Consider the following 16,945-nt stretch of genomic DNA (forward strand, 5'->3'; position numbering starts at 1 on the left):
TTGGTTAGGATGAAATGGAAAGGATCAGGGAATAGGAATAATCTGTAATTGCTTCTTGGTTTTAACGATTTCAAAGCCGTACATCACCGACATATTGGTCAGCAGCTCCTCGGCACTTTCAGCAGGGAAAGAGCCTGTGGCAGTACGTATAGCGAGGTTTTTGTCGGCAATCTGCACCTGCACGCCAAATACTTCCCGGATACGCTCGGCCACTTCGCTCAGCGGCGTATTATCAAAAATGAAGCGGTGCTGTTTCCATGCAAGTCCGGCTTCGAGCTGGGCGGCGGTCAGCTTTTCTACTTTGATCTTGCCACCGGTGTCAATCGTGGCGCGCTCGCCGGGTACCATTGTGTGCGACTGGCCGCGGGCGGGAGGGGACAACCGTACTTTTCCTTTATTGAGGACCACATTTGTATGTTTCTCTCGGGTATAAACCGTAAACTCTGTACCGAGCACAGTCACCAGCGCATTGTCCATGGTATGCACCTCAAAAAGCTGGTGATCGGGCAAATGCCTGACCGAAAACTCCGCTTCACCTTCCAGGTACACGTTCCGGTTGGAATTCCCGAAAGTCCAGCGGGGAACGCGCAATACAGAATTCGCATTCAGGGTAACACGGCTTCCGTCGGTGAGCAGTATGGTGTTTGTTTTACCAAAATCGGCATGGTAATGCGCATATACCAGGTGATCGCGGCCCAGCCAGCCGGCAAATGCGGCCAGTAATAATGCGATAACGGCAGCGAAACGGTACCCAGTAAACGCAGACCGGCGGGCCGCAGGTTTCAGATCTCCGGCAGGAGCAGCCTCACGCGGCGTGCGCATATACGCGCTGAAACGTTCCAGCGGCGCGGCGAGCTCCGGATCGTAGAGCGGAAAAGTAGTCTCCCATTCGGCAAGCCAGCTGTAAAACTGCTCACGGGCCGCCTCCGATTGCAGCCATTCTTCAATGAGCTTCTTTTGCAATGGAGAAGTCCGGCCGGCGAAATGTTCGAATAGGAATGATTTGTTGATTAATGACATGGCATGGTATGGATAACCTGACTGACAGACAGGAAGAAGTGATTACCTAAAGACTGGTTAAAATATTTTCAAATTCTTTCATCAGGATCCCCGATTGCGCGAGCAGCAGGATCTCGGTCCAGTAATGCCGCAGGCCGTTCCTCAAAATGGAAAGTGCCTTGGCAATGTGCGCTTCAACCGTGCGGGTAGAAAGACTAAGCTCCGCGGCAATCTCCTTGCCGGCTTTTCCTTCGAAACGGTTCATGATAAATACCTTCTGGCATTGGGGCGAGAGGCTGGTTACCAGCGTATTTACCTGCTGGTAAAGCTCTTCGTACTGCATGATTTTCTCGGGCAGAATGGAATGGACAGGATCGTTTTCACCGATCGCGTCGAGCGAAAGCGTTTTGTTCTGCTCTTTTTGCAGGTAGTTGAAGCAGCGGTTTCGTACCGAACCGAACAGGTATGCGCCGAATGACGAATGCACGGTTTGATAGGATTCATTGTCCCAGAAATTGCAGAAGATCTCGGCGACAATATCCTCGGCAATATCTTTGGAATAAACAAAACGCACCGCGTGGCTGCACATCGGCTTGTAGTATCTCTGAAAAAGCAGCTCGCAACCTTTCTGCACGTCGGTTTCGAAGGTTTTCCGGATGAAGAACTCGCCGTCCGACAGCCCGCCTCCGTTACCTGCACGCGTAGCCGCATTGCCCGCGCCGAAGCGGCTGCTTTCTTCGTCTTCTGAATGATCCGGCCTGGTAAATCCACCCATATTGCAATTATTTGGCTCTGTATTGATATGACAGACAGCCAAAACTAATTACCTAGCCGCTCACGAAATATTTTTCTGTAAAATCATTTTTTGCCCGAAAGTAGCTTGCCGGCCTTTAATGCAAAACGCCCGGATCGCAGACCAGGGCGTTTTGGAAAGTATATACAGCTGGTTAGGGAGCCACTTCCACGATCATTTCAATCTCCACCGCAATACCCGAAGGAAGCGATGCTACACCGACAGCCGAGCGGGCATGCTTGCCACTTTCACCAAAAACCTCGACCATAAAGTCGGTAAAACCATTGATTACCTGCGGCTGCTGCGTGAGTGAAGGCGCTGAATTGACCATTCCGAGTACTTTAACAACCCGTTTAACCTTATTCAAATCGCCAATTTCGTATTTCAGGGAAGCCAGCAGTGCAATACCGCAAAGTTTGGCAGCTTCTTTTCCCTGCTCCACCGTCAGGTCATCGCCCACTTTGCCGAGGATCTGTCCGCCACCGGGCTTGTCTGGTCCGTGGCCCGACAGGTACACCAGGTTGCCCACGCGGACAGCACGCAGCAAGTTACCTTTGGAAGCATTCAGCTTGGGCAGGGTAATGCCCATTTCTGTCAGCTTTTTCTCCACGTCGGGGCGTGACTGCGCGAATGAGGGACTTGCAAATACGGCCAGTATAAAGGCGAGGATAATCTTGGAAGCGGTTTTTGACATGATCAACAATTAAGGTATGATCGTCAAAATTAGCCTGTTTTATGCTTCAAACATAGAAAAAGCCGCATTTCTGGTGAAATGCGGCCGGTATTATTGCATTTTAAACTTTTGCTATTCCTGTTTTTTCAAGCATAAAGTTGTGCAGTTCTGTGTTCAGTACGAAAGGTTTCAGCGCTTCGCTGCCGGGACCGAACATGGCGAGTTCCACATAATCGGCGGAATGGTCCATTCCGGCCCAGCCCACTCCGGTATAGCTGCTCTGGATAGCGCCGAGCTCCCGGAAAAGCTTCTTATTGGTGATATAGAGTCCTTTTTCGTTTTTATCACCCAACAATCCGATCAGTTTTTCAGCTTCCGCCTGCTTGATCGCGTACCCTTGTGCGAACTCAATGCGCTCGGTGAGCTGTGCGGCCGTTGGGATTTCTTTCAGGTCACCCAGGATCCAGTTGTTGGTATGTCTGAATTTTTGAAAAAGATCAAATTGCTTGTCGCTGCCAAACAATCCGGGATTTGCATTGCCGTGATCTGTGGTGATGATCACGAGTGTCTCCTTGTCTTTTGCAGCGAAATCAAGTGCTACTTTGATCGCCTCATCGAATGCGATCTGATCGTACAGCAAGCCGCCGGCGTCATTTGAATGCGCCGCCCAGTCTACCTTCCCGCCTTCAATCTGGACCGCAAATCCTTTCGGATTTTTGGAGACCAGTTCCAGCGTTTTGGCCGTCATTTCTGCGAGGGTAGGTACTTTTTGTTGAAGGTCCTTATTTTCGAACGTGTCGAGGGAATAGGGAAGTGCGCCTTCACAGTAAACACCGAGAATGGGCTTTTGAATGTTGTTGAGCGCCTGCATCGCATTCCGGTCACGGGCTATGGTGTAACCCGCTTTTGTGTAATCTGCAAAAAGGTCGGCTTTGTCTTTGCGCTTTTCCGCTTCAAAAAACTCTGCGCCTCCGCCCATCATCACATCAAATTTGAGATCCAGGTATTGCGACGCAATTTCCGATTCGTCTCCCCGCGATTTGTTATTAATGCAAAAACCCGCCGGCGTCGCGTGGGTGATCGTCACTGAAGTAACACAGCCTACCGACTTGCCTGCCTCCTTGAATTTTTGAAGAATGGGCTTATTGAAGCTGCCGTCGGCATTCACATTCAGGTTTCCGTTCGGTACTTTTTTGCCGCCGCCCCAAGCCGAGCTGCCTGCTGCTGAGTCGGTTACCAATGCATTGGAAGAAGAAGTTTCCATGAATGCGCGGCTGCCGGTTTGTTCAAGGTACAGCTTCATCCAGCTGGTATCGCGGCCTTCTTTGCGTTTGAGCAACAGGTCGGCCATATTCAACGTACCGGTACTCATACCGTCGCTGACCATGAAGATGATATTCTTGGCTATGCTGCCTTTCTTAATGGGAGCCGAAGTTTTGCTATTGCCGCCGAACAATGCCGGACCAGCCAAAAGTGCCGCCGAGCTGTTTGTAAAAAAATCCCTTCTTTTCATTTCCTGAGTAAATGTAAATGCATTGGCTACAATGCGTCAACGCAGCCGCAAAGGACGGATTTGAATGTAAACAGAAGGAAAATGGGCGATTATGTATTTGTTAAGATTTTCCGGACCGGCTTTGGCAATCAATCAATTCCTAATTCACTACTTCCGCCTCAGTCAAGATATAATTCAAATGTTCCACGTCAGTCGGGTTCAGTAGCAGCTTTCCTTTTACAAACTTGACAGCATCGGTCTTGAACTTCTGTTTTTTGTTTTTGAACTGCAGTTCGATGATCGATTCTGGTCCGGCGCCTCCGCAGAAAAAGCAGCTGGCCATCGGTTGTTCCGAAATCACGTAAATGTTGCCTTCTTCATCGACAGGAATAAGGTAGCCGCGTATCCGGACTTCTTTCCCTTCAAGCTGCCTGACCGTTGGCCCGAAAGTAGGGTAGAGGAAGTAGATCGCCTGCTGCGTTTTGCCGCTACTCGCAGCTGCTTCTTACGCAATGAGCTACGCGCAGTTTTTTGTTACCTACAAACCCTTTTTCACTGTTTTCCAGTTGGCAATGATCGCTTTTCTGGCGGTCAGGCTGTTGCGGTATTACTTTCTCAGGAAGTCTTTTCACAGCAAATGGGAAAATGTCTCTTTTCACCTCAGCCTTGCACTTTCTTTGGTCGGATTTTACATCGGATATGCTGAGCCTTTTCAATCGGAAAAGCAGCAGATTGCCCAGCAGCAGTTTGCCTATTTCAGAGCACACCGCAGGATTTCGCTGGGATTAAACGACGATTTTAACCCCGATAAATTAAAAGAAGACCTCGCTGCTATTCATGGCGTGAAGGTGCGGGGATTAACTATTAAAGACAAAAGTATAGAAGTACCGTTCCAAAACGATCTGGTTTCAAAATCGCAGATCCTCAATTCGCTCAGAAGCAAAGGCTACAATGTCACTGTGCTTGAATAACCTCATAAACTGATCTTTTTCATATTTCCACGCGATACTGGTCAGGTTTCGGGAAGGCGAATGCGCCTAGTTTTGACTTGGGATTTTATCAGAATTTTATCCAAAGTCAAACAATGCATACATTCCATATTCCCGTTCTCGGGTTAGGTTATTCGGTGGATACACCGGCCAAAGTCGCGCATTACGGCATTTCGTCAGTTGCTTCAATTGTCGACGACGAGATGATCGAGCGCATGCGCAGGTTTCATTCGCTCCAAAACAACGAGGTTTATACGCCTATAAAAAAGGATGAGCCTGATTTCAGGAGCCGCCGCATCACGGAATATCTCAATCTGCTCGACAGGATCGTGAACCGGAAATTCGACGATCTCCGCCATTCGCCTTTTGAGAACGGAACAGAAATCACCCGCTACTTTACCCTGCTGTCCGATACCGCTCCGCTCAAACTGCTGTACCTGCAAATGCTGGCGACAGAAAACCCCGCCGAACGTGCTGAAATGGAAGAACAGCTTCGAAACGGTCTGGTCAAAGGCGCTATTGATGTGAATATCATGTCCAAGGTCGACAAGCTGAACAAGGATGTATACGGCGAAAAGCTCCCTGACCAATTTTCTGACGCGTCGGCTGCATTGCGCGGTTTTGCCAACAGCAACCTCAATGCATCGCTCGTACTTTCGGCCGGCATGAACCCGAGGTTGTACAATTACCTGGATCAGTTTGATGTTTTTCTGCCCGATACCGATGGGAATTTTGGTAAAAGGATCATTCTGAAAGTCAGTGATTTTCGCTCTGCATTGATCCAGGCCAAGTACCTCGCCAAAAAAGGAATATGGATTTCGGAGTTCCGGATTGAGTCTGGGCTGAATTGCGGCGGCCACGCGTTTGCTACCGATGGTTATCTTCTCGGGCCTATCCTCGAAGAGTTCAAAGAGAAAAGGCAGGAGCTTATTGACGAACTTTTTGGCCTGTACCAAAATGCGCTTTTGGCCAAGGATATCAAGCTAACCAATGCGCCTGCGCTTCGCATTACTGTTCAGGGTGGAATCGGAACAGCGAAGGAAGACAGCTTTTTGCTTGAACATTACCAGGTAGATGCTACCGGCTGGGGCAGCCCGTTTTTACTTGTTCCCGAGGCGACTAACGTGGATCAGGAAACGTTGCGCAATCTCGCGAGTGCCGATGAGTCAGACTATTATGTCAGCAACTCGTCGCCGCTGGGTGTTCTGTTTAATAATTTCAAAAAGAGCAGCTCTGAAAAGCAGCGACTGGAAAGGATCGCGAAAGGAAGGCCGGGCAGTCCGTGTACCAAGAAGTACCTCGTGTCCAATACTGAATTTACGCAGGAGCCTGTTTGTACCGCCTCGCGTGAGTATCAGAATTTGAAAATCAAGCAATTGAAATCTCTGAACCTGCCGGAACGTGAATATCAGGAGCAATTCAATGCAGTTACCGAAAAAGTATGTCTGTGCGACGGACTGAGTACCGGCACGCTGATCAAGCATGGTTTGCTGGGCGCGAGAGAAAACCACGGCGTTGCGATTTGTCCCGGTCCCAACCTGGCCTGGTTCTCGGAAGTGGCTTCGCTCGACGAAATGGTGGCGCATATCTACGGCAAGATCAACCTGCTGTCCCATGTAGCCCGGCCGAATATGTTTATTAATGAGCTCAATTTATATGTGACGCATTACCGGAAAGACGTGGAACTGCACCTCCGCAACTTTACTGATAAAAAGCAAAAATACCTGACCAGGTTCCGCGAACAGTTGCTGGCAGGTATCGATTACTACAAAACCCTGATCCCGCAAATGCAGAACCAGGATAAAGCTTATCGTGCGGAAATGTTAAGGCAATTGACGGAAATTGAATCCGGTTTGACGGTTGCTGAACTCGCGATCTGCGCCTGAGAAGTTCAAATGCGCAGCTGGACCAAAAGTCTAGTTGCGCATTCTTGCCAATTTTTCGTACTCAAAAACAGTGATCAGGCTTCCTTTCATATCGATCAGCTTTTCCTCTTTGAAATCTGATAAAGTCCTGATCACAGTTTCAGTGGCAGTACCTACAATGGAAGCAATGTCTTCACGGGTAATAGACATGGAAAATGGTTTCGATTTATCTTCCTGATAACGCTGCACCAGCATCACCAGCGCCTGCGCCACCCGTTTTCTCACCGAGTTATATGCCAGTTGCAGCAAACGGTCTTCCCGGTCTTTGATCTCGTTTGAGAGCATTTTGATAAACTTTGAAGATACCTCGCGGTTGGCCTGCAACAGGTTGAAAAAATCATCTTTGGGGATCATGGAAAGCTCCGATTCTTCGAGGCAAATGGCCGTTTCCTGGTAAGGTTCGCCCTGTAAAAGATCGAGGTAACCGAAGAAATCACCCTCTTTGTACAAATCGGTAATGTACTCTTTACCACTGCCGTTTGATTTATAGGACTTCACTTTACCTTTCCTGAGAAAGTATATATTGGAAGGATAACTGCCTTCGGTGTAGATCGTATCCTTCTTTTTAAGCGTTCTCGTTTTCTTATCCTCGGCCAGTTTCGCCATCATATCAAAAGCCTGCGCGTCTTCGATAAACTGGTCCAGTCCACTGGCTGAACGCTCGAACTGGCGTTTGAGCCGCTCGCTCTTCTGCAGTCGCATTTCTACGATATTGAGCAGCTCAATGTCGTCGTAAGGTTTGGTGAGGTAATCGTCGGCGCCCATTGTCATGCCTTTCCGGTAATCCTCTTTCTCAGCTTTGGCAGTAAGGAAAATGAATGGGATATTGGCCGTTTTCTCATTTTTGCTGAGCATGTGCAGCACGCCGTAACCGTCGAGCTCGGGCATCATGATATCGCAAATGATCATATCAGGACCAAATTCGGCTGCAACCTGCACCCCTTCTTTCCCGTTTTTCGCGGTAACTACCTTATAGTTGGCGAGTTCGAGGATCTCGGCCGTATTCTCCCGCATTTCGGGATTGTCTTCAATCAGTAATATCTTTTTGGTTTCCAATTTGCGTCAGTTTCAATGATTCAGATTCACTTACAGGGAAATGGACTTTGATTTGGCAGGTACCAGGTTGGGCAAAGTCACTACGAAGGTAGTACCTATACCCACTTCACTCGAAAAGGAGACTGTCCCGCCCATTAAGTCCACGTATTTGCTTACGATATTCAGCCCGAGGCCGGTTCCTTGTACGGTACCTGCATTCTGCGCACGGAAAAACCGGTCGAAAACGTTGGACTGGTCAGCCAGCGGTATGCCTATGCCCTGGTCTTTCACTTCGATCACCACGGATTCACTATCTGCTTTTATATTCAGGCTGATTATCTTTCCGGGCTCGGAGTATTTCACCCCGTTGGAAAGCAGGTTGAACAGAATGTTGCGTAAAAGTTGCTTGTCAAGCCAAACTTCCGCATTCCCGGTGAGCTGAAATTGAATTTGCTGACCTTCCTTGCAGAGTCCCTGCATTTCCTCCACCAGCGTGTTGCCAAATGCAGCGAGGTTCACTTCCACAGGAACAATGTGCACGTGGCCCTCTTCCAGCTTGCCGATGGACAGGAAATCATTCAGTATCTCGGTCAGGTTCGTCACCGCCGATTTGATCCGCTGCACGTGTTTATGTCTTTTTTCCTCCTCCTCAGTGGTAGTATACCGGCTGATGAGCGAGGCGGAGGACAGAATGGTGGCCAGCGGCGTACGAAACTCGTGCGAAGCGATGGTCACAAACTGGCTTTTCATATTATTCAGCTCCTTTTCCTTTTTCAATGCCCGGAGCACTTCTTCCTGCGATTCCTCGATCTTCTGCAAGGCATTCGCCAGTTCTTTCGTTCTCAGTTCCACACGTTCTTCGAGTTCCGCGTTCAGTTTTTGTATTTCAAGGTTTGCGTCAATGATGCGCTTTTCCTGTTTTTTTCGCTCGGTAATATCCACGATAAAGCTCACCACAAACTCGCCTACACTCGTTTTGAATGGGCTCAGGCTTACCTCCACCGGAAATTCGCTGCCGTCGTTCCGCTTTGCAAACAGGTCCATCAAATGTCCCATTCCGCGCGCTTTGGGTTCTTCCAGGTATTCATTGCGGTAGCCCACATGGTTTTTGCTATACCGCTGCGGGATCAATGCTTCTATCTTTTTGCCGATCAATTCCGTGTCCGCATAACCGAACAGCTCGCGCGCTTTCGGGTTCAGCATGACGATTGTTCCGGTCTTGTCCACTACCACAATGCCTTCCGTCGCGTGTTTGAACAGCGCGTCGAGCATTTCAATATGCCTTGTCATCACCTTGGTCTGAGTTAAGATATCGCTATCAAACATAAAAAAGGCAAATTACAAAAGTGAGCGAACAAGGTGGCATTGTATTATACTGAATGATGTTTTCGGGAAAATTCAGACGGTCTGGCTAAACAGGTCAGCTTCCGGCTTTTTGGCCCAGAGCCTTGCGTCAAATGCCATGCAAATGTTTCTGACAAAGGGTTTTCCCTTTTCTGTAACCTTCAAATGCAAGGGTGTAAATTCAACCAGCTCATCAAATTCCATTTCGGAAAGGCGCTCGGCTGCGAGAAAAATTTCATTGCAAACTTCACTGGATTGGGTCCAGGATGTTTCAAATTCGGTCATTAACCTCAAAATATGACGGCGCAGGATCAGGTCTTCGCGGGAAAGCGCGTGTCCCTTTGTAATAGGCAGCTCACCTGCGTCAATCCTTTTATAGTAATCTTCAATTTTCTTCTCATTCTGCACATATCCCCACCAGCTGTCACTGATCGACGATGCACCCAAACCGATCAGCAGCTGCGTGCGCGTATCGGTATAACCCATAAAATTCCGGTGCAGCCTGCCTTCCTGCTGGGCTTCGTAAAGGCTGTCGGTTGGCAATGCAAAATGGTCCATTCCGATATCCTTGTATCCGATCAGTTCCAGCGCATTCCGGCCGGTTTCGTAAATCGCCATTTTCTTGTCCGGATCTGGCAGGTCGGCTTCGGTGTATTTGCGCTGTCCCGGTTTGATCCAGGGCACGTGGGCGTAGCTGTAAAATGCAATGCGGTCGGGACGGAGCTGGATCACTTTCAGCATCGTTTCCATCATGTAACACGATTTCTGCAACGGTAATCCGTACACGATATCGTAGTTAACCGAAGTATAGCCAATCTCGCGCGACTTTATAGTGAGGTGCTTCACCTGTTCGTAAGTCTGCTGGCGGTTAATCACAGCGAGCACGAGCGGGTTAAAATCCTGCACACCAATGCTGATCCTTCTGAAACCTACTTCATACAAGGTTTGCAGATGTTCGTCCGTGGTATTGCCGGGGTGCGCCTCAAAGCTGAACTGCGCATCCGGGTGCACTTCCGCATTCGCGAGTACACCGAGTATCAGCTTACGCAGGTTTTCAGGGCTGAAAAAAGTAGGGGTACCGCCGCCCAGGTGCAATTCGCGGATCACAGGTTTTTCGTCCCCGAAAACAGAAAAGTACATTTCCCATTCTTTCAGTACAGCCTGGATATATTTTGCTTCAACGGCGTGGTTGATAGTAATTCTGGTGTTGCAGCCGCAGTACGTGCAGAGGCTTTCGCAAAATGGCAGGTGTATATAGATGCTGATTCCTTCTTTTTTGTTCGAAACAGCAAATGAATCTTTGACGAAGTTCATCCATTCAGCCTGGGTTGGCGGCGTTTCCTGCCAGTAGGGAACAGTAGGGTAGCTGGTATATCTTGGCCCTGCCGTATTGTATTTGAAAAGCAAATCCTTATCCATGACAAGTTGTTTTTTTTCTGATTGATTGCCTATCAAAATTAGGAGGGCAGCCCGGGCAAAAACATGACGAATGTCAGTTGCGCGACTAACCTTTGCCAGTCTGCGCTGTATTTTGCAAAGCGCTACTTACCGTGACAAACTGGGATTTCGGACTTGTTCTGCTTGGAAGTGGGGTAATCGATCGTAAGACCGCGGGCGATGAGCCAGATGCCGGCAATGGCGATCATAATGGGGGTAATCTGATGTAATCTCGTTCTGACCGTGCTGCTGATCCTGTTTTTGAAAATACCCACCAGCATCATCGCAGGGAAGGTACCCAGTCCGAAAAGCAGCATGTACATGGCGCCGCCGGTAAAGCTGCCCGTCGCGACAGAGCTGACCAGCGCGAGGTACACGAGGCCGCAGGGAAGCAGCCCGTTCAGCAAGCCGAGTATCAGCCGGCCTTTCAAGCGGTTGTTCCTGATCACTTTTGACATATTGCTCCGGATCCTGCCCACCCATTGCTGCCAGAACAAAGGAACGTGCATGGCTGCATTCAGGCGCGCGGGCCAGATCATGTAAGTCAGCATCAATGCGCCTGCGAACACAGACAAGTATTTGAGATAACCTAAAAAGGCGAGGGAAGTACCAAACAGCCCGATAACAGCTCCCAGCGCCGCATAAGTAAGTATCCGGCCCAGGTTGTAGACGATCAATGCCGTAAGCTGCCGCCATTTACTGCCGCCCTGAACGGGCAATGCGAGCGCAATCGGCCCGCACATACCAATGCAGTGAAAGCTGCTCATAAAGCCCATTGTCAATGCCAGATAGGGAAGTGCGGGGTTCATGATTTGTCTTTGGTTTTAATGCCGGATAGAAACGGTGCCTTCGTCCCAATAGGTCTGCCCGCTGCTTTTCCAGTCGATCTGCAGTTGGTAGCTGCCGTCTTTCACACTTGATGCCGGGATCAGCTGCGTGTGGTTTTTTGCACTGACCTGAATAGTCAAGTCATGATTCTCATCGGCCGGACAGTACAGCCTGATCTTTCCTGAAAGCGCCGAGTCGGGAATGGATTGGGGGTAGTAAATAGAGATACCCTCCTCGGAAACGTGCCAGCTAACCTGCTGCCGCAATGCAGCACTGCGTTCACGCTTGTCGATCTTCTCCTGAAAGCTGAGTTCTTCTTCGTAATATTTGTCGGTTACAAGGTCCACCTTCTGGCTCATGCTCATAGTCACAAGCACAATGATCATGGCCACAAAGCCAAGATAAAGGGTTACAATAGCGGTAGCGTAGTTGATTTTCATGGATTTTGGGCTGTTAGCTGTTAGCTGTCGACAATCGGCTTTTAGCTGTTAGTGTTTTTTTCTCTTGTTTCAAATATTCGAAGTCGGACCAGACTGTAATCGTTTGAAGCCGACGGCCGAAAGCCGAAAGCCGACAGCCAAATCTACCTTCCCAAAAACATCGTCTCAAACCCTTCCAGCTGCTTTCCGTTCTGATAGACTGCCAGTGAGAGTTTTGTCTTTCTTTGGGTGATTGCTGATTTTGGCATGTTGATGAATACGGTTCCTTCGGACATTCCGGCGGGCTGTAAGGTGAGGTCGGGGTTGCCGGCGAAGATTAGTTTTCCGGCTGGATCTTTCAGTTTGATCGTCGGTTTGATCAGTTTGTTGGTTTTGTTAAAAATCTTGAAAGTGTACAGGTTGCTGATGGTTCCGTCCTGGTTCTCAATGTACTGGGTACCCGGCGCGCGCAGCAGGCTGGTTTGCGTATCGCTTCTTGAAGCAACCATAAAGCCCAGTCCCGACCAGAGTACGAGCAATATCGCGGCATAGCCGATTACCCTCGGCGTGATTAGTTTTCTGGTCTTGTTTTCAATTGCATTCTCGGAAGTGTACCGGATCAATCCCTTTTCAAAACCCACTTTGTCCATGATCGAATCGCAGGCATCAATGCAGGCAGTACAGTTGACGCATTCCATTTGTAGCCCGTTACGGATATCAATGCCGGTCGGGCAAACTGCTACGCACTGATGGCAATCAATACAGTCTCCGATTGTGCGTTCCTGGTTTTTGTGCAACTTACCCCTTTGTTCCCCACGCTCGTGATCGTAAGCTACCGCAATGGTATTACGGTCGATAAACACGCTTTGCAGGCGGCCGTAAGGGCATACTACCGTACAAGCCTGCTCGCGGAGCCACGCGAAGTTGAAATAGAATACGGCGGTAAATGCTACAATGCCGGCGAACAGGGTAAGGTGATCTTCCAGCGGTTCGGAAATTACTTTTGAAAGCTCATCCACACCCAGCACATAGGAAAGCAGCAGGTTGGCAATCAGGAAAGATACGACCAGAAAAAGGAAGTATTTGGTGCCTTTTTTGATGATTTTATCCGAAGTCCAGGGTGCTTTGTTCAGCAGCTTCTGCTTGGTGGCGTCACCTTCGATCGCATATTCTATCTTGCGGAAAACCATTTCCATGAACACTGTCTGCGGACAAGCCCAGCCGCACCATAACCGGCCGAACACCGTCGTAAACAGTACGATAAATACCATAAACGACAACATCATCAAACCAAACAACCAATAATCCTGGGGCCCGATGAAGATTCCGAAAATGATGAATTTTCTTTCCAAAACATTCAGCAGCAGCACAGGCTGGCCGTCTATTTTCACAAAAGGCATGGCAAAAAGCATTACAAGTATGCCGATTGTGAACCAGGTGCGGCGGGTATGCCACTTACCTGTCGGTTTTTGCGGATAAATCCATTCGCGGGCTTCCATAATCAGTTAGTTGCAACCTGCTCGTCCGAGATCATCTCGCCTTGCGGCTCTTTCGGGTTGGCTGGTTTGGTACCTTTTAAAGTCAGCACGTAGCTGGCTACTTTTTGAATATCAGTGGGTGAAAGCTGTTTTTCCCAGGAGATCATCCCTTTTTCCGGAACACCATACTTAATTACTTTGAACAGGTTTTTAATGCCGCTTCCGTGCAGCCAGTATGCGTCGGTGAGGTTAGGGCCCACAGAGCCACCACCGTCAACACCGTGGCAGGCAGTACATTTCTCCTGGAAAATAGCCTTGCCTTGTTCTACCACAGGCGCTTCTGTCAGCTGGGTCACCGTGTTTTCGTCCAGTGAAGCACCCACTTTTTCCATGTAAGCCTTTTTCTCAACCTCTGCCTGCGCAATTTCCTTATCAAGTTCTGTGAGCTGCTTGTCACCCAGGCCGCCGAAGTAAAATGCGGCGTATGCAACACCCACGACGATCGTTCCCAGGAACAATGACTGCAACCAGGGCGGCATGCGGTTATCCAGTTCCTGGATGCCGTCGTAATCGTGCCCGTCAATGAGAATGTGTTTCTCGTCGCCGATCGAAACGCCCATTCCGGCAAACTTCTTCCACCAGCTGGTAGCATCGGCTTTCGCGGCAGCTTCGGGGTTTTTGATCCTGTTTACTTTTTGTAAAAGCGAGATTGCATTGCCCAAGGTGACTACAACAAGGACCGCGATGAACACGAGCACGCCGAGCAGCACGATCAGCAGGATTTCCATTCCTGAAATTGCCCGGATATCATCCACCGGCGCTGCTGCCGAAGCAGTAGTCTGGATCAGGAAAAAGAACAATGCAGACAAGATCCCCTTCCGTACCACGCCATCCTGCAACGGGATACTTTCCATTTTGGACAACGATTTCTTATCGATCCTGAAAACAAAAATCAGGAGTGCGAGGAAGAAGACGAAGAATATAACCAGCGAGATCATCGGATAAATGCCGATCCCGGCTATGGTTTCAAGGTAAGTTCTGAATTTCATTTTGAGTCAGTAATTGAATTTTGAATGACTGAATGAGCGAGTTAGTGAATGATCAGCTTTGTCACCCTGACCGGACCGGGCCGCCGGGCGGTCGAAGGGAGCGGTTTGCTCAGGGTGATAAGACTACATCATTTCTCGCCCTTAATATCCGTCCCCATTCGTTGCAAATACGCGATCAGCGCTATGATCTCTTTGTTTTCGCTGGTTTTGATGCCGCTTTTGCTTAGGTTTTCCTGGATTTGCTTGGCCTGTTTGTGCAGGTCATCGTTTGCCTGTTTGTCGTAGCCTTTTGCGTAGGGTACTCCCAGGGTCTGCATGGCGCGGATCTTCGCTGCGGTGGTGCTGGTATCCAGGTCATTTTCAAGCAGCCAGCCGTATCTTGGCATAATGGAACCTGGTGACATCGTGGTCGGGTCTTCCATGTGGTTGTAGTGCCACGAGTCAGGATACTTGCCGCCTATCCGGTGCAAATCCGGGCCGGTACGTTTGGAACCCCATTGGTGCGGGTAATCGTAAATGAACTCGCCTGACTTGGAGTACTCACCATAACGCTCAATTTCAGAACGGAACGGGCGGATCATCTGGGTGTGACATACGTAGCAGCCTTCGCGGACATACACATCGCGTCCCTGTAATTCCAGCGGCGTATAAGGTTTTACTGCCGCAATAGTAGGTACATTGGATTTGATCATAAAGGTCGGGATCATCTCAATCATCCCGCCGATTGCCACTGCTACCAGTGCGAAGATCGTCAGCGCCAATGGTTTGCGTTCAAACAGCCTGCGGTGCCAGTATTCGCTCTTTTCAGCATGCCAGATCGCATTAAGCGGCATTGCTTTTGCAGTTTCAGTCGCCACCAGATTGCCTTTCAGCGCTGTCATCCAGAGGTTGTAGATCATCACGATAAACCCGATGATGTACAAGCTACCTCCCACAGACCGCAGGAAATAAAGCGGCGCAAGCTGGGTAACTGTTTCCAGGAAGTTAGGGTATTTCAAAAGTCCTTCCTGCGTAAATTCTTTCCACATGGAGCTCTGTACCCAGCCAGCCCAATACATTGGAATGGTATAGAAAAGGATACCCAGCGTACCAATCCAGAAGTGGAAGTTGGCTGCTTTTTGTGAGTATAACGGTCTGTTATATATGCGTGGGAAAAGCCAGTATAATATCCCGAAAGTAAGGAAGCCGTTCCAGCCAAGCGCACCTACGTGCACGTGTGCTACGATCCAGTCGGTATAGTGCGCAATTGCGTTGACATTTTTGAAAGAAAGCATCGGGCCTTCGAAAGTAGCCATACCGTAAGCGGTGATTGCTACTACCATGAATTTGAGCACTACGTCGTCGCGCACTTTGTCCCAGGCGCCGCGGAGTGTCATTAGTCCGTTGATCATCCCGCCCCATGAAGGTGCGATCAGCATCACTGAAAATACGGTTCCCAGGGTTTGTGCCCATTCAGGTAAGGCAGTGTAAAGCAAGTGGTGCGGACCAGCCCAGATGTACAGGAAGATCAAAGCCCAGAAGTGAACGATTGATAACCGGTATGAATAGATCGGTCTGTTGGCTGCTTTCGGGAGGAAATAATACATCAAACCCAGATACGGCGTAGTCAGGAAGAACGCGACCGCATTGTGGCCGTACCACCATTGAACCAATGCATCCTGCACACCGGCATATACCGAGTAGCTTTTGAACAATGAGATCGGCAATGCGATGCTGTTGACCACGTGCAGCATGGCGACGGTGACAAAAGAAGCAATGTAAAACCAAACAGCCGCATAAATGTGCTCGGTACGGCGGTTGATCGTGGTCATGATCAGGTTGATCAATGCAGAAACCCACACGATCGCGATCGCCACGTCAATCGGCCATTCCAGCTCGGCGTATTCTTTGGATGTGGTTAAGCCCATTGGCAGCGTGATCGCTGCGGCGAGAATGATAAACTGCCAGGCCCAGAAGTGGAAGCGGCTCAGTACCGGGCTCCACATCGGCGTGCGCAACACACGTGGCGCGGAGTAATAAAGACCGGTGAAAAATCCGTTTCCGACAAATGCGAAGATCACCGCATTGGTATGCAGCGGCCTGATCCGGCTGAATGTCAGAAAAGGTAAATCCATGTTGAGGTCGGGGTACACGAGCTGTAAAGCGGCGAGCAGCCCGACGAGCATCCCGATTAACCCGAATAGGATCGTCGCGATGGCAAAGTCGCGGACGATGCGGTTGTCGTATTGAAACTCATCCAGTTCAACCTGAGCCAGATCAGCGTGAGGAATGTTTGACATTGGTAAAGTAAAATTTAGTAATGCGTTTATGTGGTTTTTTTCTTGGTAGCAGGCATTTTATCGTCCATCAGGATGCGGACCGATGGCGTGTAATCGTCGTCGTAATGTCCTTTTCTGACGGACCAGATGAATGCACCCAGGAAGGCGATGGCGATGGATAAGCTGGCTGCTAGCATCACGAAAATGGCTGTCATGGCGGTGGTGA

16 protein-coding genes are annotated in these 16,945 nt (G+C 49.4%); 2 read left to right on the forward strand and 14 right to left on the reverse strand.

The genetic code is table 11. From position 1 onward, the window contains the following. Positions 1-24: 24 nt before the first annotated feature. The 5 genes from ASG33_RS16130 to ASG33_RS25965 form a co-directional block, all read right to left on the reverse strand. Entirely contained in the window at positions 25-1,020 is a 996-nt protein-coding gene (locus ASG33_RS16130; protein ID WP_056287421.1) for a FecR family protein, read from the reverse strand. Between the two features lie 46 nt (positions 1,021-1,066). Beyond that, a complete protein-coding gene (locus tag ASG33_RS16135; protein ID WP_082489269.1) occupies positions 1,067-1,774 on the reverse strand; it encodes an RNA polymerase sigma-70 factor in 708 nt (235 codons plus the stop codon). Positions 1,775-1,946: 172 nt separating this feature from the next. Then, complete coding sequence (locus ASG33_RS16140; protein ID WP_056287423.1) at positions 1,947-2,486, reverse strand: RidA family protein; 540 nt, start codon at positions 2,484-2,486, stop codon at positions 1,947-1,949. A gap of 100 nt (positions 2,487-2,586) precedes the next feature. After that, on the reverse strand, positions 2,587-3,978 hold the full coding sequence (locus tag ASG33_RS16145; RefSeq protein WP_056287425.1) for an alkaline phosphatase: 1,392 nt from the start codon (positions 3,976-3,978) through the stop codon (positions 2,587-2,589). Positions 3,979-4,117: 139 nt separating this feature from the next. Continuing rightward, on the reverse strand, positions 4,118-4,300 hold the full coding sequence (locus tag ASG33_RS25965) for a hypothetical protein (RefSeq protein WP_200942790.1): 183 nt from the start codon (positions 4,298-4,300) through the stop codon (positions 4,118-4,120). A gap of 139 nt (positions 4,301-4,439) precedes the next feature. On the opposite strand from ASG33_RS25965, the gene ASG33_RS16155 reads away from it, so the two are divergent. Together ASG33_RS16155 and ASG33_RS16160 are read left to right on the forward strand one after the other, a co-directional pair. Further along, positions 4,440-4,928: a hypothetical protein gene (locus tag ASG33_RS16155; protein ID WP_157474814.1), complete on the forward strand. Its 489-nt coding sequence runs from the start codon at positions 4,440-4,442 to the stop codon at positions 4,926-4,928. Positions 4,929-5,041: 113 nt separating this feature from the next. After that, entirely contained in the window at positions 5,042-6,832 is a 1,791-nt protein-coding gene (locus tag ASG33_RS16160; protein ID WP_056287428.1) for a hypothetical protein, read from the forward strand. A gap of 30 nt (positions 6,833-6,862) precedes the next feature. Here the strand turns inward: ASG33_RS16160 and ASG33_RS16165 are convergent, their stop codons facing one another. The 9 genes from ASG33_RS16165 to ccoS form a co-directional block, all read right to left on the reverse strand. After that, the gene (locus ASG33_RS16165) at positions 6,863-7,927 is read right to left on the reverse strand and encodes a response regulator (protein WP_082489270.1); all 1,065 of its coding nucleotides are present in this window, start codon (positions 7,925-7,927) and stop codon (positions 6,863-6,865) included. Between the two features lie 30 nt (positions 7,928-7,957). Further along, a complete protein-coding gene (locus ASG33_RS16170) occupies positions 7,958-9,196 on the reverse strand; it encodes a PAS domain-containing sensor histidine kinase (protein WP_229238677.1) in 1,239 nt (412 codons plus the stop codon). Positions 9,197-9,304: 108 nt separating this feature from the next. After that, a complete protein-coding gene (gene hemN / locus ASG33_RS16175; protein WP_056287432.1) occupies positions 9,305-10,669 on the reverse strand; it encodes an oxygen-independent coproporphyrinogen III oxidase in 1,365 nt (454 codons plus the stop codon). Positions 10,670-10,791: 122 nt separating this feature from the next. Then, entirely contained in the window at positions 10,792-11,496 is a 705-nt protein-coding gene (locus ASG33_RS16180) for a sulfite exporter TauE/SafE family protein (protein WP_229238678.1), read from the reverse strand. Between the two features lie 15 nt (positions 11,497-11,511). Beyond that, positions 11,512-11,955, reverse strand: a complete 444-nt coding sequence (locus tag ASG33_RS16185; protein WP_056287433.1) for a FixH family protein — start codon at positions 11,953-11,955, stop codon at positions 11,512-11,514. Positions 11,956-12,098: 143 nt separating this feature from the next. Next, positions 12,099-13,433: a cytochrome c oxidase accessory protein CcoG gene (gene ccoG / locus ASG33_RS16190; RefSeq protein WP_056287435.1), complete on the reverse strand. Its 1,335-nt coding sequence runs from the start codon at positions 13,431-13,433 to the stop codon at positions 12,099-12,101. 2 nt (positions 13,434-13,435) lie between these two features. Further along, a complete protein-coding gene (locus tag ASG33_RS16195; protein ID WP_056287437.1) occupies positions 13,436-14,461 on the reverse strand; it encodes a c-type cytochrome in 1,026 nt (341 codons plus the stop codon). A gap of 128 nt (positions 14,462-14,589) precedes the next feature. Further along, positions 14,590-16,740, reverse strand: a complete 2,151-nt coding sequence (gene ccoN / locus ASG33_RS16200) for a cytochrome-c oxidase, cbb3-type subunit I (protein ID WP_056287438.1) — start codon at positions 16,738-16,740, stop codon at positions 14,590-14,592. 26 nt (positions 16,741-16,766) lie between these two features. After that, positions 16,767-16,934, reverse strand: coding sequence for a cbb3-type cytochrome oxidase assembly protein CcoS (gene ccoS, locus ASG33_RS16205; RefSeq protein ID WP_056287439.1), 168 nt, complete (start codon positions 16,932-16,934; stop codon positions 16,767-16,769). Positions 16,935-16,945 lie beyond the last annotated feature (11 nt).

This window comes from Dyadobacter sp. Leaf189, assembly GCF_001424405.1.
Classification (GTDB): domain Bacteria; phylum Bacteroidota; class Bacteroidia; order Cytophagales; family Spirosomataceae; genus Dyadobacter.